The sequence below is a fragment of the Streptomyces sp. NPDC048411 genome (genome assembly GCF_040704695.1).
Classification (GTDB): Bacteria; Actinomycetota; Actinomycetes; order Streptomycetales; family Streptomycetaceae; genus Streptomyces.
The window spans coordinates 1-22,688 of record NZ_JBEZKL010000090.1 but is presented as its reverse complement, the minus strand read 5'-3'; the positions used below and the strand labels follow the sequence as shown (position 1 = coordinate 22,688).

Here is a 22,688-nt window from a genome sequence, read left to right as displayed (position 1 = left end):
GTGGAAGTTCCCCCCAATCCTCCTATGTATCGTGTGGGCGATCCGACGATCAAGCTATGCCGAGCAGATGGACTCCGGGCAGCCTCGGAACTCCGCAAGCTCCGAGGAACGAGGAGTCACGTGAGCGAGACCGAGGTCGTCGCCGCGCCCCGCCCGCTGCTGCTGAACGACGGCCAGCCCGCCGCCGCGGCCTGGTCACTCGACCCCGGGATGCTGCACCTCAACCACGGCTCCTTCGGTGCCGTCCCGTTGATCGCACAGCAGCGGCAGCACGAACTGCGGGCCGAGATGGAGCGCGCTCCCGTCGTCTGGTTCCCGGAGCTGCCCGCCCGGATCGCCGCCACGCGCGCCGAGATCGCCGACTACCTGCAGGTCGACGCCGGAGACCTGGCACTCGTGCCGAACGCCAGCGCGGGCGCCAGCGCCGTGTACGCCGCCCTGACCGCGCGTCCCGGCGGAGACATCGTCGTCACCGATCACGGTTACGGCGCGGTCACCATGGGAGCGGAGCGCCTCGCCCGCCGCTGGGGCGGCCGGGTGCGCACGGCCCGGGTGCCGCTGGCGGCCGACGCGGGCCAGGCGTATCGGGCGGTAATGGCCGAGGTGGACGACCGGGTCGCACTCGTGGTGCTCGACCAGATCACCTCGGCCACCGCCCGCAGACTGCCGGTCGACCGGATCGGAGCCGAACTGGCCCGGCGCGACATCACCCTGCTCGTGGACGGTGCGCATGCTCCCGGCATCCTCGCCACCCCGCTCGCGGGACTGGTCTGCGACGCCTGGATCGGCAACCTCCACAAGTGGGGCTGCGCACCGCGCGGCACAGCGGCCCTCGTGGCCCGCGGCCCGCTGCGGGAGCACCTTCATCCGCTGATCGACTCCTGGAGCGCGGCCGAGGCGTTTCCCCACCGCTTCGACCAGCAGGGCACCCTGGACGCCACCGGCCCCCTGGCGGCGCCCACGGCACTGGACTTCGTGGAACGCACCTGGGGCTGGGAAACGGCCCGCCGCTACATGGACGAACTGGCCGACTACGGCGCCCGCGTGATCGGCTCCGCGTTCGCCGGCTCGGCGGGGCCGGTGGAGAGCGTGGACGTCGGCATGCCCGTGCCGGGTATGCGCCTTGTCCGCCTTCCTGAGGGATTGGGGCACAGCCGCGTCGAAGCGGACGCGCTACGCGACCTTGCCACCGCCGAACTGGGCGTGGAGGCAGCTTTCACGAGCTTCGACGGGATCGGCTACCTCCGTCTGTCGGCCCACGTCTACAACACCTCGACCGACTACGACCGCTTCGCCGAGTCCTGCGTTCCCGTCCTGCACGACTGGGCCCGTCAGGCCCGCGTGGGGGGCTGACCGGTCCTGGGGTCCCGCCTGTGCAGGCTCTGGCGGACAAACTCGAGTGCTTCGGTGTCCTCGAGCCGGATGAGGGTGTTCTCGTAGGCAAGTTGGCCGGCCTCGATGAGGACGCTCATGCTTGCGCTCCCGATTCAGCGTTCAGCCCGATACCGGGATAGAACTTGCGCTGGTTGGAAAGGATCATGTTTTTGGGTGTGGCGATGCCGATGGTCTCGCGTACACGTGCGGCGAACGCCCGTGAGGAGATCGGGTTGGCGCCCTCGAGTTGGCACCAGTTCCGGTAACTTCTGTAACCGCGTTCAGCAGCGAAGCGTTGAGAGCCATCCCCGGTGCGGACTTGGCCTGCATGAGCATGGCCATCATTCCGGACGTCGCCAGCGCTCGCTGGCGGTGTCGGCGCAGCTCCGCCCCGCCGTGCCGCCCGTGCGGGTCGGTCTCAGCCAGCCTCTCGGCCATCTCACCGGCCGCCCACGCCTGCACGAGTTGCGCGGTGATGGCGATTCCGGCCCGGCCCAACAGCCCGGCGATCCGATCCGGGCGGCGCCCCGCAGACCCGCGTGATGTACGAGCCGCTCCCCCGTCTGCCGACAGCCGTACGGCAGGATGGGGCCATGAGCGTAGTCAAGATCAACGTACTGACCGTCCCCGCCGAGCAGCGGGAGACGCTGGAGAAGCGCTTCGCCTCCCGTGCCCATGCCGTGGAGAACTCTGACGGCTTCGAGTGGTTCGAACTCCTCCGGCCAGTCGAAGGCACCGACAACTACCTCGTCTACACGCGGTGGCGTGACGAAGAGTCCTTCCAAGCCTGGATGGAGGGCCCCATGAAGACGGCCCACCAGGGCAGCGGCGCGGAGAGCGGAGAGCGCCCTCAACCAGCGGCAAGCGGGTCCACACTGTGGTCCTTCGAGGTCGTACAGCAGGCAGCGCCGCCAAGCGCGTAGACAGGTCGTCAACACGGCCGGGGCCGCCCCTGCTGTTCACGAGCCCGGGAGGGGCCAGCCCGCCATGAGGCCGCCGTCAACGGTGAGGACCTGACCGGTGACGTAGCTCGCCTTGCCCGAACCCAGGTACTGGACGGCCTCGGCGATCTCATCCGGGGTGGCCGTCCGGTGCAGGGGCAGCGCCGAACTGACCGCGTCACGCGCGATGTCGTTGCCGGTGAACCGCTCGTACATCGCGGTCTGGGTGTAACCGGGGGCGACGGCGTTGACCCGGATACCGTGAGCGGCGCCTTCGAGTGCTGCCGCCTTCGTGATGCCGGTGACGGCGTGCTTGCTGCCGACGTACAAGGTCGCGTCGGGGTAGCCCATCAGGCCGAAGACGGAGCTGACGTTGACGATGCTGCCGCCGTCCTGCTCCCTCATGACCCGGAACTCGTGCTTCAGGCTCAGCAGCGTGCCCTTGACGTTCGTGTCGAAGGTGGCCTGGTAACTCTCGTCGGTCACCTCGGTGACAGGGCCGGGCGTTCCTTCGGTGCCGGCGTTGTTGAAAGCGACATCGATTCGTCCGAATCGCGCGACCGCGCGGTCGACGAGGTTCTTCACATCGGCGTCGAAGCGGACGTCGGCACGCACGAACTCGGCCTGGGCGCCGAGGTCGCCGAGCTCCCTGGCGAGCTGCTCGCCGACGTCCTGGTGGCGGCCGGAGACGACCAGGTTCGCGCTCTGACGGGCATAAGCGAACGCGGTGGCGCGGCCGATACCGGTGAGCGCGCCCGTGATGAGGACAACGGGAGCAGACATGTCGAGGGTCCTTCCTGAAAACACACAGGTGAACGACAGGCAAGCAGTCCGGAACCCACACGACGCTGGGTTCCTCCTACGGCAGGGGCGTACTCCCGGTACCCCCGGTACCCCCGTGAGGAAGGGTGTCCCAGCCGGACGACAGCCGTATCGGATGCGACCGCCGCGTCCATCAAACGGCGGCACTTGATGACCCGTACGTCCCACGGACAGCGGCGTCGAGACAGACGGCGCGAAGGTGGTGACGCGGGTGGCTTTGCACACTGTCCGGGAAACTGGTGGCCACGCTGGTGACGCCCGAGGTGAGGCGATACTCGGAGCTACAGCGGTTGCGTCGGCCACCGGCGCGGACAACGGGTACGGTGTTCGCCCCGTCGCCGCGGAATACCTTCACCGCCATGCCGCCCACTTCTTCACCGCGAACCGGTCACCGACGCGCCGCACCTCGGCTGCGCCCGGTCCGGGGAAATGCGCGGGGAACAGCAGGGCGCGTCGGTCCGCAGCTTCCCCCAGCACGCGGCGCCGGCTGTCCCGTGCGCGGGGCTCGTCCTCGTCGAAGCCGGGGCAGTCGTCCGGCTCCGCGATCTGCAGTGGGCTGTGCAGCAGATCCCCGGCGAACACCGCCCGGTCCGAGCCAGACCGTCGATGTCGTGGTGGTCGCCCTCCCACAGCACGGTCTGCCCGGCCTGGTGCACGGGAGCAACGCTGTCCTCGAAGGCGTTGGCCATCTGGGGGCCGGAGCGGGTCCGGTGTCCGTTGGCCGGGTTCCAGTAGTCGAAGTCGGCGCGCGAGATGACGTACTGGGCGTTGGGGAAGGTCGGTCGCCACTCCCCGTCGTTTGTCAGGCGGGTGTTCCAGCCGACGTGGTCGCCGTGGACATGGGTGCAGATCACCGTGTCCACGTCCTGCGGGCGGACGCCTGTCGCGGCCAGTTCTCCGAGGTAGTGGGTGTTCAGGTGGTGGAAGGACGGCATGGCCGGGCGCTCGCGGTCGTTGCCGATTCCGGTGTCGATCAGGATCGTCCGACCTTGGCTGCGGATCAGCCAGGTCTGCATCATGGTGCGGATCTCGTCGGCGGCCGGGTCCAGAAAGGTGGGGGCGAGCCAGTTCTCATGCGCCTCCCAGTGCTCCACGGGCACGTCGGGGAAGATGTAGTCGCGGGCGCTGCCTCTGGCGGGCAGCTCGACCACGCGGGTGATCTCGACGTCTCCAAGCGCGATGGTGTCCATGCACCCCAGCCTGCGCGCGGGATGACGCAGGCGCTATCGGCCGCAGGGCCGCACCTCGGAGGGAGCGGGATGCGGCGCGATACGGCCGGTCGGCGGCCCGCGACAACGGGTTGGAGTCGGACCGGACGGCAGGCTGGTCTGGGCCTTCGCCCAGGTCACACCCAGCTGCAGCGAGCCGGTGGCCGACTGCGGACCGGCCACCACCGCACTGTCGATCGCCCGGCTGGCCGGCTGAGGCGAGGCGGCCGCACTGGGCGGGTGGACGTCACTCCAACGCAGCCGCCTTGTGCAGCAGCACTGACCGCTCGCGGGCATTGCGGCACAGCCGGGCGGCGAGCTCCAGATCAGCCCGGGCCTCGGCGGTCCGGCCGAGTCGGACCAGCAGTTCGCCGCGCACGCTCGGGAGCAGGTACGACCCCGACAGGCGGCCGGAGGCGGCCAGTTCGTCGACCATGCACAGCGCCTGCTGCGGTCCGCTTGCCATCGCGACGGCCACGGCCCGGTTGAGCTCGACAACGGGTGAGGGGGCCACGCGGCCGAGCGCCTCATAGAGGAGCACGACACGCTCCCAGTCGGTCTCCCGCGCCGAGGGTGCCCTCGCGTGGCAGGCGGCGATCGCGGCCTGCAGACCGTACGGTCCAAGGCCCCGCCCGACAGCCGTGGCCCGGCCGAGCACGGCCAGACCGCGACGGATCGCCGACCGGTCCCACAGACGCCGGTCCTGGTCCTCCAGGAGCACCGCCTCGCCGTCGGGCCCGGTACGTGCCGGAAAGCGCGCGGCGGTGAGTTCGAACAGCGCGAGCAGTCCGTACACCTCCGGCTCAGCGGGCAGCAGGGCGGCCAGCATCCGGGCCAACCGAACAGCCTCGTACGCGAGATCGGGGCGCAGCAGGCGGTCACCGGTCGTCGCCGTCGAGCCCTCCGTGAAGATCACGTACAGGACGCTCAGGACACCACCGAGCCGCTCGCGCCGCTCTTCGGACGGCGGCAGCTCGAACGGCACTCCCGCCGCGGCGATCGTCTTCTTCGCCCGGGTGATCCGGGCCTGGACGGTCGGAGTGGGCACGAGGAACGCCCGGGCGATCTCCTCGCTGGACAAGCCGCCCACCACGCGCAGCGTGAGCGCCACCCGGGCCTCGGGCGAGAGCACCGGATGGCAGGCGGTGAACATGAGCGCGAGGACGTCGTCGTCGACCCGGTCGGGATCCCACGGCAGGTCGTCCGGCCGGCCGAGCACGGCCACCGCGCCCGAGCTGAACTCGCCCTCGGCCAGCTGGCCCGCGAGCATGGCGTACCGCTCGTCGAGTGCCGACTTGCGGCGGAAGGCGTCGATGGCCCGCCGCCGTGCGGTCGCCAGCAGCCAGCCCACCGGGTTGGTCGGCGCACCGTTGCGCGCCCAGGTGACAAGTGCCTCCGCCAGCGCCTCCTGCGCGACATCCTCGGCGAGCGCGAAGTCCCCGGTGTAGCGGGCCAGTGCACCGACGATCCGTGCGGACTCGATCCGCCAGAGGGCCTCGACGGCCCGCCGCGCCGCCTCGGAGCTCGGCGGGCCGTCGGCGGCCGCGGGCCTCAGAGCTGGCCGGTCCGCTCGCGCCACGCCCGCTCCTTGATGATCCACTCGTTGTCCTGCGGGAACTCGTCGATGCCCGGCACGCGGCGGATCTCGCACTTCGAGCCGGCGATGGCCGGGAGCCGTTTGGCCCACTCGACAGCCTCCTCCTTCGAAGCGACGTCGATCACGTAGAAGCCTCCGAACAGCTCCTTCGTCTCGCCGTACGGACCGTCGGTGACCACCGGGGTCTGTCCGCTGAAGTCGACCACCACGCCTTGGGACGGGTCGTCCAGCCCCTCGGCGGCGACGAGCACGCCCGCCCGGATCAGCTCCTCGTTGAAGCGGCCCACCGTCTCGAGCATCTCCTCGAAGGGCGTCTCCATCATCTTCGCGACGGATTCGTCCGTGCCTCGCATGATCAGCATGTACTTCGCCATCTTCGGTCTCCTTGATACAGCGGTCGCCTCTCGACCCTCTCTATCCCAGGTCGAACGGCGTAGTCGCGGATCGACACGGCAGACGGACATGGACCACCTTTTTCGGCAAACGCCTTTGTCTCACGTCAGAGAGAGGAGGTCTTCGATCGCAGCCGAAAGCTCCGCGATCTCGAGGTCGGCCGCGCCGTTGGACCCGGCAGCACGGCAGCGATAGAAGACCAAAGGAAGTGGCGTGCCGAGGGGTAGGCGCCGTTGAAGGCCTGCGCACCCACTGGCTGGCCGAGGGGCCTCAACGGGATCTGTCGCTGCAGAGCTGTCGGCGGATTGCGCGTGTGAGGCAGCGTTGCGTGCCCCTCGCGGTCTTTCCCTCGCTGATCCGCCGGGCGACGTAGGCGCGAGTGGTCGGGGCGAGACGAATCCAGATCAGGGTGATCGTGTGAAATGCCCCGCACGTAGCGGCCGTTGCCGGTTTTCTTGACGCCCTGCCGGGTACGCAGGCGTCCCCCACCGCGGTTGCCGGCTGCCGTGAACTGACGTGCTGGGCCAGGTCGTTGGGAGTCTTCCGGTGGGTTGACGCGGAAGGGACCGGCTCCTACGGTGCCGGGTTGGCCCGGCATCTGGCCACAGAGGGCATTGCGGTCATCGAGGTCAACCGGCAGGACCGGGCAGCCCGGCGTCGTTCGGACAAGACCGCACCGAGGCCGCCGCCCGGGCCGTGCTGGGCGGCGGCCTCGGGGCCCCAAAGAGCAATATCGGTCGGGTGGAAGAGGTGACGGCAAGGCAAGCCGCGCCCACAGAGCACGCCATGGGTTCCAGCCTGCGCCGGCCCCCCTGTCGCCTGTTCCGACGCAGCCTGCGGCCTGCCCGCAGCAGCACGGCAAGGGCGCGGTGAGCGGCAGCGCGGCGCTCGGGATGGCCGAACCGGGTGGCAGGGAGGACAACACCGGCTGCCGGCCGTTCCGCAGCCCGCTCGTGAGCACGGGGGATGCGGAAGCGGAAGGAGCTGCTCCGCCAACTGCCCGGCCCCGAGCGGCAGACGACCGATGGGGCTACCGGAAATATTCCGATGCACCAACCCTTCGAGACATGGCGCACCTCACTCCCCAATTAGTTCACCGTTCAACCATTTTCGGGTACTGTCGTCAGTGCCTGATCGAAGGCAAGCCCTCGCGGCCTGTTGTGCAGGTCATGCGGTAAGCAAGGAGGAAAGATCATGGCTTTCAGGATTGCGCGACGCGCTGCTGTCGCGGCCGCCTCTGCGACGGTCGCAGCAGCCGGACTCCTCGCGACGGGTGGTCCCGCCTCGGCAGCGGCCCACCCGACCGACGACCGGACAGCCATCGTTTCCCACCACGTGCAGCTCCTCGACACCCATGACGACGGCCGCAGCCGGGACGCGGGGCGGGGCAGCAACGACGACGACCGCCGGCGCTGGGTCAGTGACCAGATCGAATGGCTCCGGGACCACGACCGAGTCAGTCACCGGATGAGGGACGACGACGACCGTCGGCGCTGGGTCAGTGACCAGGTCGAGTGGATCCTCAACCACAATGGACCTCACCACTGGGTCTGGGAGCACGAGGGGCGTTCATACCGCTGAGACCGTTCCTGTCGAGTACGCATGAGTGAGTCCTGGACCCACTGCTGTGTACTGGATAGGAACGGTTCTACGAGCCAGTCACCTCGTAGTCGGGGAGTGCGGCCGGGGTGGTCCGGGTCGCCGGGCGCATGGTCAGGATCAGTACGGCCAGCCCGGCGAAGATGACCGCGGCGACGACGCCGGTGACGTGCAGACTGGCGGTGAACGCCTCCCGCGCGGTGTGCAGCAGTTCCGCACCCTGGCCGGCGGGGAGATGCCGGCTGGCGGCGACCGCGCCGGCCAGCGAGTCGGACGTGCCGTCCATCCGGCTGCGGTAGACCACTGCGGCCACCACTCCGAGCAGCGCGAAGCCGAGCGAACCGCCGAAGTAGTTGCCGGTCTCCGACATCGACGCCGCCGAGCCGGCGCGCTGTGGCGGTACGGACCCGACGACCAGCCCGGTGCCCAGCGCGAACAGCGGGCCGGTGCCCAGCGCCAGGACGGCGATGCCGGTCATCACCAGCGGCGGGGCGCTCGCAGCGTCGACGCCGACCAGCAGCAGGCTGCCCAGCGCCGACCCCATCAGCCCGCCGGCGATCGCGGTCGTCTGCTTCATCCGCCGGGCCAGCGCCGGCGCGGCCATGGTGCCGACCGCCACACCCAGGCCCATGGGTGCGAACAGCACCGCCGACGCGACCGGCGAGAAGCCCAGCACGCTCTGCAGGTACTGGGTCACCAGCAGGCCCGTACCAGCCATGGCGATGCCGGCGAAGACCAGCGCGACGAGCACGGCCGTGAAGGGGCGGTTGCGCAGCAGCCGCAGGTCCAGCAGCGGCGCCTGAAGCCGCAGTTGCCGGCGTACGAACAGGAATCCGATGGCTGCGCCGGCGACGAGGGCCACCGCCGACACGACTGGCACGCTCTCGACGGTCAGCTGCTTGATGCCGTAGACCATCAAGAGCACCGCCACGAGCGACAGCCCGACGCCGGCCAGGTCCAGCCGGCCGGCCTGGTCGCTGCGGAACTCCGGCAGCAGGACCGGCCCGGCGAGCAGCAGCAACGCCATCGCCGGCACGGCGACCAGGAACACCGATCCCCACCAGAAGTACTGGAGCAGGAATCCGGCGAGCACGGGTCCAAGGGCGCCGCCGGTGAACTGACAGGTCGCCCAGATCGCGATGGCCTGCCCGCGCTGCCGTTCGTCGCGGAACATGTTGGTGATCAGGGCAAGTGTGGACGGCGCCAGGGTCGCGCCGGCGACGCCCAGCAGCGCACGCGCGATGATCAGCATCAGCGGGCTGACCGCGAAGGCGGCCACGACCGAGAGCACCGCGAACGCCGCTCCCCCGGTCATCAGCAACCGTCGGCGGCCGATCCGGTCGCCGAGCGTACCCATCGTGATGACCAGGCCGGCCACCATGAGTCCGTAGCTGTCGCTGATCCACAGCTGCTGGACGTTGGTGGCACCGAGGTCGGCGCTCAGCTGCGGGAGCGCGAGGAGCAACGCCGTCATGTCCATCGCGACGAGCAATGTCGGCAGCATGAGGACGACCAGTCCCAGCCATGCCCGGTTGACTCGCATATCCGAAACTCCCTGTTCTCTCGACGTTTCGCCGGTTGGTCGGAGCGGTCGAGAGCTTCTTGACATCGGTGGGGGCGGAAATCTCTCGCGTCTGCCACGGTGGGGCGTCACCCACCGCGAGGCGTCACCAGACATGGCGACCTCGTGGTCCGGGCGATGCGACGGCGAAAAACTCATGCGAAATTTCTGGCGGGGGATGTCAAGACGGCGGCGGTGGCTCCGACCAACCGGTCGAAGGGCCCAGCCGGGGCTCGCGAACCACGAGGAGCACAAGATGAAGTTCCTGATCAGCATGCATATCAACCCGGCCGTGCTGGACGCGCTGACGGACGAGGAGAAGGCGGCGATCGGCGGCGGCCACGGCACGTTCATCGAGGCGCTGAAGAAGTCCGGCGAGCTGATCACCACGCAGGCGCTGGTCGACCCGTCGCAGGCCGCGGTGGTGTCCGTACGAGGCGGCCAGCCGGTGGTGACCGACGGACCTTTCCTGGAGGCCAAGGAGTTTCTGGGCGGCTTCTACCTGATCGACTGCGAGAACAAGAAGCGGGCGATCGAGCTGGCAGCGCAGATCCCGGACGCCGCGATCGAGGGTCTGGGGATCGAGGTTCGGCAGGTGATGTTCGCTGACGGACAATTGGAGGCATGACAGCACCGGACTTCGAGGACCTGCTGCGTGAGCTCACGCCGCAGGTCCTCGGCGCGTTGGTACGTCGGCACGGCCAGTTCGAAGGGTGTGAGGACGCCGTGCAGGAGGCCGTCCTCGCCGCCACCGTGCAGTGGCCGGCCGAGGGAGTGCCGGACAACCCGCGCGGCTGGCTGGTGACTGTCGCGTCCCGGCGGCTCATCGACCAGATGCGCAGTGACCACGCGCGCCGCGAGCGGGAGTCGGCGACGGCCACCGAGGTGGTGCCCGAGGACGTACCGGACACCGACGACACGCTCGTCCTGCTGTTCCTGTGCTGCCATCCGACGCTGACCGCGGCCTCCCAGACCGCCCTGACGCTGCGGGCGGTCGGCGGCCTGACCACTGCCGAGATCGCCCGCGCATTCCTGGTGCCGCAGGCCACGATGGCGGCCAGGATCAGCCGGGCCAAGCAGCGCATCAAGGCCGCCGGCAGCTCGTTCGGCCTGCCGCACGGTGCGGAGCGCGAGGAGCGGCTACGGGTCGTCCTGCACGTGCTCTACCTGATCTTCAACGAGGGCTACACCGCCTCCTCGGGCAGCGAGCTGCACCGCGCCGACCTCGCGCACGAGGCCATCCGGCTGGCCAGGATGGTGCACGCACAGCTGCCCGAGGACGGCGAGGTGACCGGGCTGCTCGCGCTGATGCTGCTGACCCACGCCCGCCGGGAGGCACGTACGACGGCGGCCGGCGACCTGGTGCCGCTGGACGAGCAGGACCGTACGAAGTGGGACCGCGGGCTGATCGACGAGGGCACCGAGCTGGTCAAGGCGTCGCTGGCCGGCCCGGCGCTGGGGTCCTACCAGCTGCAGGCCGCCATCGCCGCCACGCACGCCGACGCGGCCACGGCCGGGGAGACCAACTGGCCGCAGGTGCATACCCTTTACCTGATCCTGGAACGGATCGCCCCCAACCCGATGGTCACCCTCAACCGGGCGATCGCACTCGCCGAAACCGAGGGCCCGCCGGCCGGGCTGGCCCTGCTGTCCACATTGGACAGTGACGAGCGGATGGCCGGGCATCACCGGCTGCTGTCCGTACGGGCGCATCTGCTGGAGAAGACCGGCGACACGGCCGGGGCGTACGAGCACTACCGGCGCGCCGCGAAGTCCACCGCCAGTATCGCCGAGCAACGCTACCTGGAGTCCCGGGCCAGCCGGGTGACACGCCTTCGCACCACGGGTGTTGCGGTCAATACAGTGCTGAGTCACAGCCGCTGAGCAGGGTTTTGATGGCGTCAGCCGGCGCTCTCAGTTACGGCGGTAATAGTCGTCGATGGGGGCGCGTGCCTCGTCGAACAGGGCTGGGCCGTCCTGCGCCACCGTCGGCCAGGCGCCTGACTCCGGGTTGAGTTCGATGAGTTGCTCGGTGGAGAGCGCGTAGACGACACGGCCGAGCCCGGAGCGGACGATACCGCCGGCACACATGGCGCATGGCTGGCAACTGGTGTACATAGTGGTGTGTGCGGCCGTGTGAGGGTCGAGTTCACGGGCCGCCCAGCGGGCGAGTTTCAGTTCCGGGTGAGCGCTGATGTCGTTGTCGCTTCGCACCGTGTTGTGGGCCTCGGCGAGCACCGTGCCGTCCGGGCCGGCCAGCAGGGAGCCGTACGGCGCGTCGCCCAGGGTGGTGGCGCGGGCCGCGATGCCGATCGCGCGCCGCAGGAGATCCTCGTCGGCAGTGGTGATCACGATGGTGTCCTCCAGTGTGTGGTCACGGCGGTGAGCGCCTGCCAGGCCGCGTGGGGCCGGCGGATATCGAGGTGGTGTGGTCGTCGGCCTCCTCGCGCCAGGCTTTGCGCAGGGTGACGAGGTGCTCGTCGGTCAGCTTGCCGCGCGTGGTGAACGGCACGCCGAGCGCGTCGAACTCCTGACGTGCCCAGCCGAGGCCCACCCCGAGCACGAGCCCGCCGCCGCTGAGCTGGTTGAGGTTGGTGGCCACGCGCGCCACCACAGCCCCAGCCGAGCGCCTGCATGAACTTCTCGCGGCCCGACCAACCGACCACATGTGACAACGACCCGTTCGAAGGACGGTGCTGATTCCCGGCGCAGGACATGAGCGCCTGTCGCCAGGGGCGAGCCGGCCCGTCAGGCGTCAATGCCGTCCGGCGTGGTGCTTTGCAGCAGGGAAGGACAGGCTCGGCCGGGCGTCCGGGCCCTCCAGGGTCTGGATAAGGCCGGCGACCACGTCCGCCATCGCTCGGCGGGCGGCAGCGAGGCAGGCGGCCGGGTCCTGCGTGCCACCCGCCGCGAGCCCGTCGCGCAGCGCCCGTGTCATCGCGGGGTCGAGAGCGCGCCCGAAGCCGAGCTTGGCCACGTCCGCGGCGACTGCTGCCCTCAGTTCTTCCGTGTTCGCCGCGGACAACTCCCGAAGGACGAGGGGCACGTTCACCGCTGCCCGCAGCCCGGTGAGCAGCGAGCGGTGGTCCTCCGCCGTGCAGGTGCCGAAGGGGTGGCTTTCGCCGCTGAGTACAAGTGCGTCGGCGCCGGTCGCGTCGGCGAACTCCTGGGCCATCCCGGGGGCGAGGTGCGCTCCGTGCGGGCAGGGCGACGTGCCGGTCCGTGCGGCACGCGGACCCTCGCGGCCCCCGGTGTCCGTCAACTCCGCCTCCGCCCAGAGCCCCTGCTCGTGCGCCCACGAGACCGCGTCCCGAGTCACGGCGACGGCTCTGGCGTAGGAGAGATGGCCGGCGTCGTACATGATCGAGCCGAAGCCACAGTGCGCTGCCTGGGCGAGCAGTGCGGTCCTGCGCACCTTCGTCAGGTGGAGCCCGACCGGCACGGTGGCAGCGCGCGCCATCTCGGCGGCGGCCCGGGCGAGTGGCGCGAGGTGCCCGCCGTGATGGTCGACCGCCGTCTCGCCGATCTGGATGATCACACCGCTGCCCGCCAGTTCCGCTCCCGCCACGATCGCCTGCAGGTGCTCGAACGTGTGGGCGTCGAAGGCGGCGACAGGGCGGTGGTGCGCCCGGCCGTCGGAGAGCATCGGGCCGATGGCTGCGAGCGTCAAGGGAGCCTCCAAAGCAGCACGTTGAGTGCCCCGGACTGCAGGGCGCGAGTATTCATGATTACACGTGCTCGCAAAGTGCGGTATTCACGCATGAGTGCACACTCGTAGAGAGGGTGGGACGGTCGCGGATGAGGAGGCAGGCGAGCCGGGTCAGCTGGCGGGCGGCGGGAAAATGGGGTCGGGTGTGGCATTGACAGCGGCTCGGGCGGCCCATAGTTTCTAGCCAAGCATGATTGAAGTTGCGCAGTAAGGGTGCGTATCACGCGTTTTTGAGCATGGTGCGCTTGGCTGGCCCGGCGTATGTGCGAATCTCAATGATCGTGTCAAGCCGCCTGCGGGGCTGGTGGGGCAGAGGTGAACAGCCTTTCGTCACGCAGCGCCCCAAGTCCCCATCCTTTGTTTTTCTCTTGGGTGGTCCGTCCAACTCGTCTGGGCGCGCTGCGGCGGTATCGATCGGCGTGCGCGGCTCTGGCACGGTGACGGGCAGCAGGTCGAGCCGTTCGTCTCTCCGCACCGCCTCGGCTCACCGCAGCGACGCCACGCCGCTCGGGTAGGCACATCACAGGATCGGGCAACGCCCGCCCTGCGGCACGTTTCCGGCGATTCCAGGTTTGGCTTCCTACGGCGGAAGACGTTCATCCGGTTGTCACACGGCAATCACGGCATCGCCCGGCAGATCACGTACTCATAAACAGGTCTGGACCGAACGCTCGGTGCGGCAGCAAGCGCCCGGTCGACTCCGAGGCGTCTGCATCCCGCTCATCCCGAAAGGATCTACAAGTGGATCGCAGGTCACTTCTGACCGCCGCTGCGGGCGCGGTCGCCCTCGGCGCCGCCTCGCAGGTACCGGCGCACGCATCGTCGGACCGTGCATCCCAGTCCAAACTCGTCACCAAGTTCAACGTCATCAGCGACATCCAGGGCGATCTTGGCGATCTGAACGCGACGCTGGAGGACCTGAGCAAGAGCAACCCGAACAGCACGGGGATCGCGATCGCCGGTGACATCACCCCCCGCGGCTACGACTTCGAATACGCGGCGGTGAAGGAGGTATTCGGCAGGCACACGCTGCCGAAGGCCGCCTGGGCGATCGGCAACCATGAGTTCTACGTGCCCAAGTGGGCCAACCCGGACCAGCTGTCGCAGTCGACCTGGCCAAACGGAACCACCGAAGACTCGCTCTTCCGCAGCTTCTACAACTTCGCCGGCCGCAACACCGTCTACGCCGAGCAGTCCTTCGGCGGGATCCCGGTGCTGATGATCGGCACCGAGAAGTACATGCACTACCACGACTCGACCCTCTGGGACGATGTGTGGATGAGCGACGCCCAGTTCGCCTGGCTGCAGGAGCGGCTCAGGTACTGGGAGGCCAAGCGCAAGCCGGTCATGGTCATCACGCATCATCCGCTCCCGAACACGGTCTCGGGCAGCCACAACAAGCTGTACATGCGTGACTACCTCCAGGCCGACCGGCTGCTGGGTATTCTCGGCCGTCACCGCGACGTGTTCCTGTTCTGCGGGCACACCCACTGGGACCTCAACCTGTCCGACTGGTACGTGCGGCGCGTGGTTCCCGGCACGGCGAACCTCGACGGCTTCTCCGTGATCAACACCGGCGCCATCCAGACTGGCTGGACCGACGATGGCAAGGGCGGCGAGGTGGTTGTCGAGGGCGCGTTCAACCAGGGCCTCCAGGTCGAGGTGTATCGCGACCAGGTCGTGGTGAAGGCGCGTGACTTTGCCAAGGGTGACTGGCTGAAGCAGATCACGATCCCGCTGCACACAGCAATCTGACGTACGCGCATACGTGACCTCAAGACACCAGGAGGCCGGTTTCGTACGCGCGTCCGAAACCGGCCTTCGGTGGCCGTCACCCCGAGACAGTTCGGTCACGCACTTCATCCCGTGCGGGGTGCAGGAGGGGGCCAGCCCGAGTCAGGGCGGGCCGCCACGAGGGCCCGCGCCGAGAAGCGCTCCCGCCGCCGCCTGCGGATGGCCTCGGCGGCCGGCTTGACGTGGGGTCGTCGAGGCCCGGCGTCACCCCCACCACCGCCTCCGCCACGCTTCCCGTTCCCGCGCTCGGCGTACGCGGCGACCGCGCATTCCAGCAGTTCCTGGTCGCTCTGTGCCTCGCCGAGGCGGCGGCGGGTCTCGTCGCTCTCGACGACGTCGGCGAAGCCACACCCGCGTACCCTCTTTCCCGTGCCAGCCTCCCGCCTAAATCGCGTCGCCGTCCTTGTGCTCGACGGTGCGAAGCCGCTCGATGTCGGCATTCCTGCGCAGGTCTTCACGACCCGCGCGAGCATGCCGTACGAGGTGCGGGTGTGCGGCGCGGCACCCGGTCTCGTGACCGGCGGCGACGGCCTGTCGTACTACGTCACCCACGGGCTCGACGCGCTTGCGTGGGCCGACATCGTCTTCGTCCCCGGCTACCGGTTCCCGGACCGCGAAGACCCGCCGCAGGCCGTCATTGACGCGCTGATCGCCGCCCACGACCGGGGTGCGCGGCTCGCCGCCATCTCGACGGGCGCGTTCGCGCTCGCCGCCACGGGTCTGCTCGACGGCAAACGCGCCACGACCCACTGGCATTACACGCGGGCGCTTGTGGCGAAGCATCCGCTCGTTCAGGTCGATGAGAACGTCCTGTTCGTCGACGAGGGCAGCGTGCTGACATCGGCCGGCGCCGCCTCGGGCATCGACCTGTGCCTGCACATTCTGCGCGGCGACCTCGGGGTTGCCGCGTCGAACTACGCGGCCCGGCGCCTGGTCGCAGCCCCCTACCGCAGCGGCGGCCAGGCGCAGTATGTGCCGCGCAGCGTGCCCGAGCCGCTCGGCGAGCGGTTCGCCGCCACCCGCGAGTGGGCGCTGCACCGGCTCGGTGAGCCCCTCACCCTCGAGGCGCTCGCCCGGCATGCGACGGTGTCGCCCCGCACGTTTTCGCGACGCTTTGTCGAAGACACGGGGTACACGCCGATGCAGTGGGTCATGCGCGCCCGGATCGACGTGGCCCGTGAGCTGCTCGAGCGTTCGGAGCGGAGCGTCGAGCAGATCGCCGCCGACGTCGGTCTCGGCACCGGTGCGAATCTGCGGTTGCACTTCCAGCGCATCCTCGGCACCACGCCGAGCGAGTACCGGCGCACCTTCACCAAGGGCGAATAGCCCGCCCTCACGTGGCGAGATCCTTTTGAACCATGGCGATCACGCCGCTGTCGGGGGCGGATGTGGGGCGCGAACCTGATGGCGAACAGAAGGGACATCGCTCATGACTCGCATCGCTATCAACGGATTTGGCCGCATCGGACGCAATGTGCTGCGCGCGCTGCTCGAACGCGGCGACGACCTCGAGGTCGTCGCCGTCAACGACCTCACGGAGCCTGCCACTCTTGCGCGGCTGCTCGCTTTCGACACCACGGCCGGCCGGCTGGGTCGCCCGGTGACGGTCGACGGAAGCGCCCTCGTCGTCGACGGCCGTCGCATCGCGGTGCTTGCCGAGCGTGAACCGGAGCAGCTGCCGTGGGCCGAGCTCGGTGTCGACATCGTGCTCGAGGCGACCGGCCGCTTCACGTCGGCCAAGGCCGCCCGCGCCCACCTCGACGCGGGCGCGAAGAAGGTGCTCGTCACCGCGCCGTCGGACGGTGCTGATGTCACGCTCGCGTACGGGGTCAACACCGACGCGTACAACCCGGACCTGCACACGATCATCTCGAACGCCTCGTGCACAACCAACGCACTTGCGCCGCTGGCCTCGGTACTCGACGAGCTCGCCGGCATCGAGCACGGCTTCATGACGACGGTGCACGCCTACACGCAGGAGCAGAACCTGCAGGACGGTCCGCACCGCGACGCCCGCCGCGCCCGCGCCGCCGCTGTCAACATCGTGCCGACCACGACGGGCGCCGCCAAGGCGATCGGTCTCGTGCTGCCGAACCTTGACGGCAAGCTGTCGGGCGACTCGATCCGCGTGCCGGTTCCGGTGGGTTCGATCGTCGAGCTCAACACGACCGTTACGCGCGACGTGACGCGCGACGAGGTGCTGGCGGCGTACCGCGCCGCGGCACAGGGGTCGCTGGCCGGTGTACTCGAGTACTCGGACGACCCGCTCGTGTCAGCCGACATCACGGGCAATCCGGCCTCGTCGATCTTCGACTCGGCCCTCACCCGCGTCGACGGCCGCCACGTCAAGGTGGTCGCCTGGTACGACAACGAGTGGGGCTTCTCGAACCGCGTGATCGACACGGTCATGCTGCTCGCCGCTCGCTGAGCGGACGCCGGGGCGGTCCCCACCGCGGGAGACCGCCCACCGCCGCAACGGGCAAGCAGGGAACCGGAGTTGGCGGTGCTCTGCGTTCCCGCAGGTCATCAGGAACACGTGCGGTGTCAGCGGGTGGCAACGGCCAGGCCGACCGCATGGCGCTCCGGTGGCCGTATCCGTCTCCGCACCCCCTGGCCCGCCGGATCGCCATCGACTGCTGGAGTATCTACGCTTGTTTTGGGGGCGCAGGGCGCCCGTGCCTGGGCGCGCACCTAGCCGCTGGAGAGATCCATGTCCCAGAGCACGCACCGGCAGCACGGCCGTGGTCTCAGTGTTCTCGACGACCCGGCGCAGAATCGCGGCGTCGCCTATACCCGGGAGCAGCGCAAGGCGCTGGGTATCACCGGGCGGCTCCCCGCGGCTGTACTGAGCCTGGACGAGCAGGCCGAGCGGGCCCATCGGCAGTTGCAGGCACAGCCGGATGACCTGGCGAAGAATGTGTTCCTGGAGGAGCTGCACGACAGCGACGAGACGCTGTACTTCAAAGTTCTGATGGATCACCTCACGGAGTTGCTTCCGGTGGTCTACGACCCCACTGTCGGGGTGGCGATCGAGCGGTACAGCCACGAGTACCGCCGGCCGCGGGGACTGTTCCTGTCCATCGACGAACCGCAGCAGGTGGAGGAGGCGTTCACAGGGCTCGGGCTGGGCCCGGACGACGTCGACCTGATCGTGGTCACCGACGCCGAGGAGATCCTCGGGATAGGCGACTGGGGTGTGGGCGGCATTCAGATCTCGGTCGGCAAGCTGGCGGTCTACACGGCTGCCGCAGGGGTGGATCCGACCCGGGTGATCCCGGTCTCGCTCGACGTGGGAACGGACAACGAGACGCTGCTCAACGACCCGCTGTACCTCGGCAACCGGCACTCCCGGCGTCGCGGCGCCGAGTACGACGCCTTCATCCGCATCTACCTGGAGACCGCCTCCCGGCACTTCCCGCACGCGCTGCTGCACTTCGAGGACTTCGGGCCCGGTAACGCCCGCCGCATCCTGGAGACGTACAAGGGCCGCATGCGGATCTTCAACGACGACCTGCAGGGCACCGGAGCGATCACGATCGGCGCGGTCCTGTCGGCGCTGCGCATCACGGGCGTGCCGATGCGGGAGCAGCGGGTGGTGGTGTTCGGTGCCGGCACCGCGGGTGTCGGGATCGCCGACCAGCTGCGTGATGCGATGGTGCGCGACGGCGCGGCCCTCGATGAGGCCGTCGGCAGGATCTGGCTCATCGACAAGCAGGGCCTGCTCACCGACGACATGAGCGGACTGCGCGACTACCAGCAGCCCTACGCCCGGCGCGCCGCGGACGTGTCCGACTGGGCCAGTGACCCGCACGGCGCCCCTTCCCTGCTGGACACCGTGCGCAGGGCGCGCCCGACCATCCTCGTCGGCACCTCGACCGCGCACGGCGCGTTCACCCGTGAGGTCGTCGAGGCGATGGGCGAGGCGGCCGAGCGGCCGATCATCTTCCCGCTCTCCAACCCGACCGAGCGCATCGAGGCCATGCCCGCCGACATCATCGCCTGGTCCGGGGGGAAGGCGCTGGTAGCGACCGGCATCCCGGTGGAGCCCGTGGAGTACGGGGGTGTCACCCACACCATCGGCCAGGCCAACAACGCGCTTCTCTACCCCGGTCTGGGGCTGGGTGCCATCGTGTCCCGCGCCGAGCGGGTCACCGACGGCATGCTGCTCGCCGCCGCCGAGGCCGTCGCCCGGCAGGTGGACGTCAGCGAGCCCGGGGCGTCGCTGCTGCCCCCGGTGGCCGACCTGCGCGCCTCCTCGGCCGGTGTGGCCGTTGCCGTGGTCGAGGCGGCCCGGGCCGACGGGGTCGCCACCGCCGCCGTCGACGACCCTGTGCAGGCCGTGCAGGACGCGATGTGGCAGCCGGTCTACCACGAAGGCGGCGGCACGTCATGACCGCGCGCCGCCAGGAAGCCTCTGGCGCGCCCCCGCAGACTCCCCCTCGTATCCTCGACCTGCCGGTGGGGCTGACCGCGACGGGCTCCCGCCGTGAGACCGACTCCATGGGCGAGGTCGAGGTGCCGGCCGACCGCTACTGGGGCGCCCAGACCCAGCGGTCGTTGCTGCACTTCTCGATCGGCGACGACCGGATGCCGAAGTCCGTCTACCATGCGTACGGCTACGTCAAGAAGGCTGCGGCGCTGGTGAACGGCCGGGCGGGCAGGCTGCCCGGGTGGAAGGCCGACCTCATCGCCCGGGTCGCGGACGAGGTGACCGGCGGTCAGCTGGATGAGCACTTCCCGCTCTTCGTATGGCAGACCGGTTCCGGCACCCAGTCCAACATGAACACCAACGAGGTGATCAGCAACAGGGCCATCCAGCTCGTCGGCGGGGAGCTCGGTTCCAAGAGCCCGATCCACCCCAACGACGACGTCAACATGGGGCAGTCCTCCAACGACACCTTCCCCACAGCCATGCATATCGCCGCCGTTCTCGAGATCGAAGACCGTCTGATCGCGCAGGTGCGGCGACTGCGGGACGCCGTTGACGCAAAGGCCCGCGCCTGGCACGACGTCGTCAAGATCGGCCGGACCCACCTGGAGGACGCGGTCCCGCTGACGGTCGGCCAGGAATGGTCGGGATACACGCACCAGCTGGACGACGCGCTGGAGCGGGTCCGCGTCACGCTGCCCGGGCTGTACGAGCTGGCCGCGGGCGGCACCGCCGTCGGCACCGGGCTCAATGCCCCTGACGGCTTCGGTACGGACATCGCGGCGCAGATCGCCGAGCTGACCGGCCGGCCGTTTAGGACCGCGCCGAACAAGTTCGCCGCGCAGGGCGGACTGGACACCATGGTGGCGGCCTCGGCCGGTCTGCGGGCGCTGGCGGTACCGCTGATGAAGATCGCCAACGACATCCGGTGGCTGGCCTCCGGGCCGCGCTGCGGGTTCGGCGAACTCGTCCTCCCGGCGAACGAGCCGGGCAGCTCGATCATGCCCGGGAAGGTGAATCCGACACAGTGCGAGGCCATGGTGATGGTCTGCATCCAGGTCCTGGGGGACGACTCGGCCGTCGCTTTCGCCGGCACGCAGGGCAACTTCGAGCTGAATGCGATGCGCCCCGTCATCATCAACAATTTCCTGCACTCGGCGAGGATTCTCGGCGACGCCTGCGGCAAGCTCCGCGAGTTCTGCATCGAGGGGATCGACCTCGACCGGAACCGGATCGGTGAGTTCGTGGACCGCTCCCTCATGCTGGTCACTGCCCTGTCCCCGGTACTCGGCTACGACCGGGCCTCGGCCATCGCGCACAAGGCCGACCACGAGGGCACCACACTGCGCGAAGCCGCCCTCGCCAGCGGCTACATCACCGCGGACCAGTTCGACCGCATCGTGAAGCCGGAGCAGATGGTCTGACCGGTGCCGGGGGCACGTTCCTGCGTGCCCGGGCTTGGTCCCTGCGCGTACGTCCAGCGTGATCGCATGGTTGATCCAGGACGATGGCGTGGGCTGCGAGTGGACGCCGCCGAAGCAGACGCGGGCGAGGCGGGCCCGGTCCGTGCGGCAACGGTGGGTCTTGAGGTGTTCGCCGGCACCGGAGTCGGGCAAGGCGGTCGCGGTGACGGCCTACGGCGAGGACAACGCGACAAGCCGCCTTGCATAATCATGCGAATCAATACATACTCTTCCCATGTCTAAGGTTCTCACCTCCCTGCCCACCGGCGAGCGCGTCGGCATCGCTTTCTCGGGCGGCCTCGACACCTCCGTCGCGGTCGCGTGGATGCGCGACAAGGGTGCCGTCCCGTGCACCTACACCGCCGACATCGGCCAGTACGACGAGCCCGACATCGCCTCGGTGCCCGGCCGCGCGAAGGCCTACGGTGCCGAGGTCGCGCGCCTGGTCGACTGCCGGGAGGCGCTGGTCGAAGAGGGCCTGGCAGCGCTCGCCTGCGGCGCGTTCCACATCCGCTCGGGCGGCCGTGCCTACTTCAACACCACGCCGCTCGGCCGCGCCGTCACCGGCACCCTGCTGGTCCGGGCGATGCTCGAGGACGACGTACAGATCTGGGGCGACGGCTCGACGTTCAAGGGCAACGACATCGAGCGGTTCTACCGTTACGGCCTGCTCGCCAACCCCCACCTGCGCATCTACAAGCCGTGGCTCGACGCCGACTTCGTCTCCGAGCTGGGCGGCCGCAAGGAGATGTCGGAGTGGCTGGTCGCCCACGGCCTGCCGTACCGCGACAGCACCGAGAAGGCGTACTCGACCGACGCCAACATCTGGGGCGCCACCCACGAGGCCAAGACGCTGGAGCACCTCGACACCGGCGTGGAGACCGTGGAACCGATCATGGGCGTGCGGTTCTGGGATCCCTCGGTCGAGATCGCCGCCGAGGACGTGACGATCGGCTTCGACCAGGGCCGCCCGGTGACGATCAACGGCAAGGAGTTCGCCTCCCCGGTCGACCTGGTGATGGAGGCGAACGCGATCGGCGGCCGCCACGGCCTGGGCATGTCGGACCAGATCGAGAACCGGATCATCGAGGCGAAGAGCCGCGGCATCTACGAGGCACCCGGCATGGCGCTGCTGCACGCCGCGTACGAGCGCCTCGTCAACGCGATCCACAACGAGGACACCCTCGCCCACTACCACAACGAGGGACGGCGCCTCGGGCGGCTGATGTACGAGGGCCGCTGGCTGGACCCGCAGGCGCTGATGGTCCGCGAGTCACTGCAGCGCTGGGTCGGCTCGGCGGTCACCGGCGAGGTGACCCTGCGACTGCGGCGCGGTGAGGACTACTCGATCCTGAACACCACCGGCCCGGCATTCAGCTACCACCCGGACAAGCTTTCGATGGAGCGCACCGAGGACTCGGCGTTCGGCCCGGTGGACCGGATCGGCCAGCTCACCATGCGCAACCTCGACATCGCCGACTCGCGCGCCAAGCTCGAGCAGTACGCCGGCCTCGGCATCGTCGGCACGACCCACCCCGCGCTGATCGGCGCCGCCCAGGCGGCGACCGGCCTGATCGGCACCATGCCGGAGGGCGGCGCCGAGGCCATCGCCTCCCGCGGCGAGGTCTCCGGCGACGACGAGCTGCTGGACCGCGCCGCGATGGAGTTCGGCACCGACTGACCGGTGCGTCGGCCCGCTCCGAAGCCGAGCAGCAGGCACAGGATTGTCGCGGTGCCCGCGTACAGCAGGGACCGGATGAACTGCGGGTAGTACTCGGACAGCGCGTCCCAGTAGGTC

18 protein-coding genes and 4 pseudogenes are annotated in these 22,688 nt (G+C 69.4%); 11 read left to right on the top strand and 11 right to left on the bottom strand.

What is annotated here, in order from left to right; all coding sequences use genetic code 11:
• The first annotated feature begins 120 nt into the window (after positions 1 to 120).
• Complete coding sequence (locus tag AB0915_RS26715) at positions 121 to 1,353, top strand: aminotransferase class V-fold PLP-dependent enzyme (protein WP_366693487.1); 1,233 nt, start codon at positions 121 to 123, stop codon at positions 1,351 to 1,353.
• Here the strand turns inward: AB0915_RS26715 and AB0915_RS26710 are convergent.
• Positions 1,332 to 1,472 (bottom strand): DUF6009 family protein, encoded by a 141-nt coding sequence (locus tag AB0915_RS26710; protein ID WP_366693486.1) that lies wholly within the window; start codon positions 1,470 to 1,472, stop codon positions 1,332 to 1,334. The genes AB0915_RS26715 and AB0915_RS26710 overlap by 22 nt on opposite strands.
• A pseudogene (locus tag AB0915_RS26705) lies at positions 1,469 to 1,648 on the bottom strand (DNA primase); the annotation flags it as partial. The pseudogene AB0915_RS26705 and the gene AB0915_RS26710, both read right to left, overlap by 4 nt.
• Positions 1,649 to 1,967: 319 nt before the next feature.
• On the opposite strand from AB0915_RS26705, the gene AB0915_RS26700 reads away from it, so the two are divergent.
• Entirely contained in the window at positions 1,968 to 2,297 is a 330-nt protein-coding gene (locus tag AB0915_RS26700) for an antibiotic biosynthesis monooxygenase (RefSeq protein ID WP_366693485.1), read from the top strand.
• A gap of 36 nt (positions 2,298 to 2,333) precedes the next feature.
• Here the strand turns inward: AB0915_RS26700 and AB0915_RS26695 are convergent, their stop codons facing one another.
• The 4 genes and pseudogenes from AB0915_RS26695 to AB0915_RS26680 form a co-directional block, all read right to left on the bottom strand.
• Entirely contained in the window at positions 2,334 to 3,098 is a 765-nt protein-coding gene (locus AB0915_RS26695; protein ID WP_366693484.1) for a glucose 1-dehydrogenase, read from the bottom strand.
• A 390-nt stretch (positions 3,099 to 3,488) separates the two neighbouring features.
• Positions 3,489 to 4,327 (bottom strand): annotated as a pseudogene (locus tag AB0915_RS26690) (MBL fold metallo-hydrolase).
• Between the two features lie 265 nt (positions 4,328 to 4,592).
• Positions 4,593 to 5,924, bottom strand: coding sequence for a sigma-70 family RNA polymerase sigma factor (locus AB0915_RS26685; protein ID WP_366693483.1), 1,332 nt, complete (start codon positions 5,922 to 5,924; stop codon positions 4,593 to 4,595).
• The gene (locus tag AB0915_RS26680; RefSeq protein WP_366693482.1) at positions 5,897 to 6,316 is read right to left on the bottom strand and encodes a YciI family protein; all 420 of its coding nucleotides are present in this window, start codon (positions 6,314 to 6,316) and stop codon (positions 5,897 to 5,899) included. The genes AB0915_RS26685 and AB0915_RS26680 overlap by 28 nt, the downstream gene beginning before the upstream one ends.
• Before the next feature lie 1,213 nt (positions 6,317 to 7,529).
• Between AB0915_RS26680 and AB0915_RS26675 the strand changes: the two genes are divergently transcribed.
• Positions 7,530 to 7,916, top strand: coding sequence for a hypothetical protein (locus AB0915_RS26675; protein ID WP_366693481.1), 387 nt, complete (start codon positions 7,530 to 7,532; stop codon positions 7,914 to 7,916).
• A 67-nt stretch (positions 7,917 to 7,983) separates the two neighbouring features.
• On the opposite strand, the gene AB0915_RS26670 is transcribed toward AB0915_RS26675, so the two are convergent.
• Entirely contained in the window at positions 7,984 to 9,477 is a 1,494-nt protein-coding gene (locus AB0915_RS26670) for an MFS transporter (protein WP_366693480.1), read from the bottom strand.
• Positions 9,478 to 9,751: 274 nt separating this feature from the next.
• Here AB0915_RS26670 and AB0915_RS26665 point away from each other — a divergent pair, with 274 nt between their 5' ends.
• Both AB0915_RS26665 and AB0915_RS26660 read left to right on the top strand, forming a co-directional pair.
• Entirely contained in the window at positions 9,752 to 10,123 is a 372-nt protein-coding gene (locus AB0915_RS26665; RefSeq protein WP_366693479.1) for a YciI family protein, read from the top strand.
• The gene (locus tag AB0915_RS26660) at positions 10,120 to 11,379 is read left to right on the top strand and encodes a DUF6596 domain-containing protein (protein ID WP_366693478.1); all 1,260 of its coding nucleotides are present in this window, start codon (positions 10,120 to 10,122) and stop codon (positions 11,377 to 11,379) included. The genes AB0915_RS26665 and AB0915_RS26660 overlap by 4 nt, the downstream gene beginning before the upstream one ends.
• 30 nt (positions 11,380 to 11,409) lie before the next feature.
• Here the strand turns inward: AB0915_RS26660 and AB0915_RS26655 are convergent, their stop codons facing one another.
• The 3 genes and pseudogenes from AB0915_RS26655 to AB0915_RS26645 form a co-directional block, all read right to left on the bottom strand.
• On the bottom strand, positions 11,410 to 11,847 hold the full coding sequence (locus tag AB0915_RS26655) for a nucleoside deaminase (protein ID WP_366693477.1): 438 nt from the start codon (positions 11,845 to 11,847) through the stop codon (positions 11,410 to 11,412).
• An 85-nt stretch (positions 11,848 to 11,932) separates the two neighbouring features.
• Positions 11,933 to 12,109: pseudogene (locus tag AB0915_RS26650) on the bottom strand (LLM class flavin-dependent oxidoreductase); the annotation flags it as partial.
• 141 nt (positions 12,110 to 12,250) lie between these two features.
• Positions 12,251 to 13,165 carry a class II fructose-bisphosphate aldolase gene (locus tag AB0915_RS26645; protein ID WP_366693476.1) on the bottom strand — a complete coding sequence of 305 codons (915 nt, stop codon included), beginning with the start codon at positions 13,163 to 13,165 and terminating at the stop codon, positions 12,251 to 12,253.
• A 780-nt stretch (positions 13,166 to 13,945) separates the two neighbouring features.
• Between AB0915_RS26645 and AB0915_RS26640 the strand changes: the two genes are divergently transcribed.
• The 6 genes from AB0915_RS26640 to argG all read left to right on the top strand — a co-directional run bounded on the left by AB0915_RS26640 (position 13,946) and on the right by argG (position 22,571).
• The gene (locus AB0915_RS26640) at positions 13,946 to 14,959 is read left to right on the top strand and encodes a DUF4073 domain-containing protein (protein ID WP_366693475.1); all 1,014 of its coding nucleotides are present in this window, start codon (positions 13,946 to 13,948) and stop codon (positions 14,957 to 14,959) included.
• Positions 14,960 to 15,367: 408 nt separating this feature from the next.
• Positions 15,368 to 16,324, top strand: a complete 957-nt coding sequence (locus AB0915_RS26635; protein WP_366693474.1) for a helix-turn-helix domain-containing protein — start codon at positions 15,368 to 15,370, stop codon at positions 16,322 to 16,324.
• Between the two features lie 103 nt (positions 16,325 to 16,427).
• Positions 16,428 to 17,426, top strand: a complete 999-nt coding sequence (gap, locus tag AB0915_RS26630) for a type I glyceraldehyde-3-phosphate dehydrogenase (protein ID WP_366693473.1) — start codon at positions 16,428 to 16,430, stop codon at positions 17,424 to 17,426.
• 282 nt (positions 17,427 to 17,708) lie between these two features.
• Positions 17,709 to 19,391, top strand: a complete 1,683-nt coding sequence (locus tag AB0915_RS26625) for an NAD-dependent malic enzyme (RefSeq protein WP_366693472.1) — start codon at positions 17,709 to 17,711, stop codon at positions 19,389 to 19,391.
• Positions 19,388 to 20,851, top strand: a complete 1,464-nt coding sequence (fumC, locus tag AB0915_RS26620; RefSeq protein WP_366693471.1) for a class II fumarate hydratase — start codon at positions 19,388 to 19,390, stop codon at positions 20,849 to 20,851. Before AB0915_RS26625 ends, fumC begins: the two co-directional genes overlap by 4 nt.
• Positions 20,852 to 21,125: 274 nt before the next feature.
• Positions 21,126 to 22,571: an argininosuccinate synthase gene (gene argG, locus AB0915_RS26615; RefSeq protein ID WP_366693470.1), complete on the top strand. Its 1,446-nt coding sequence runs from the start codon at positions 21,126 to 21,128 to the stop codon at positions 22,569 to 22,571.
• Between the two features lie 23 nt (positions 22,572 to 22,594).
• Here argG and AB0915_RS26610 read toward each other — a convergent pair.
• Positions 22,595 to 22,688, bottom strand: a pseudogene (locus AB0915_RS26610) (ABC transporter permease); the annotation flags it as partial.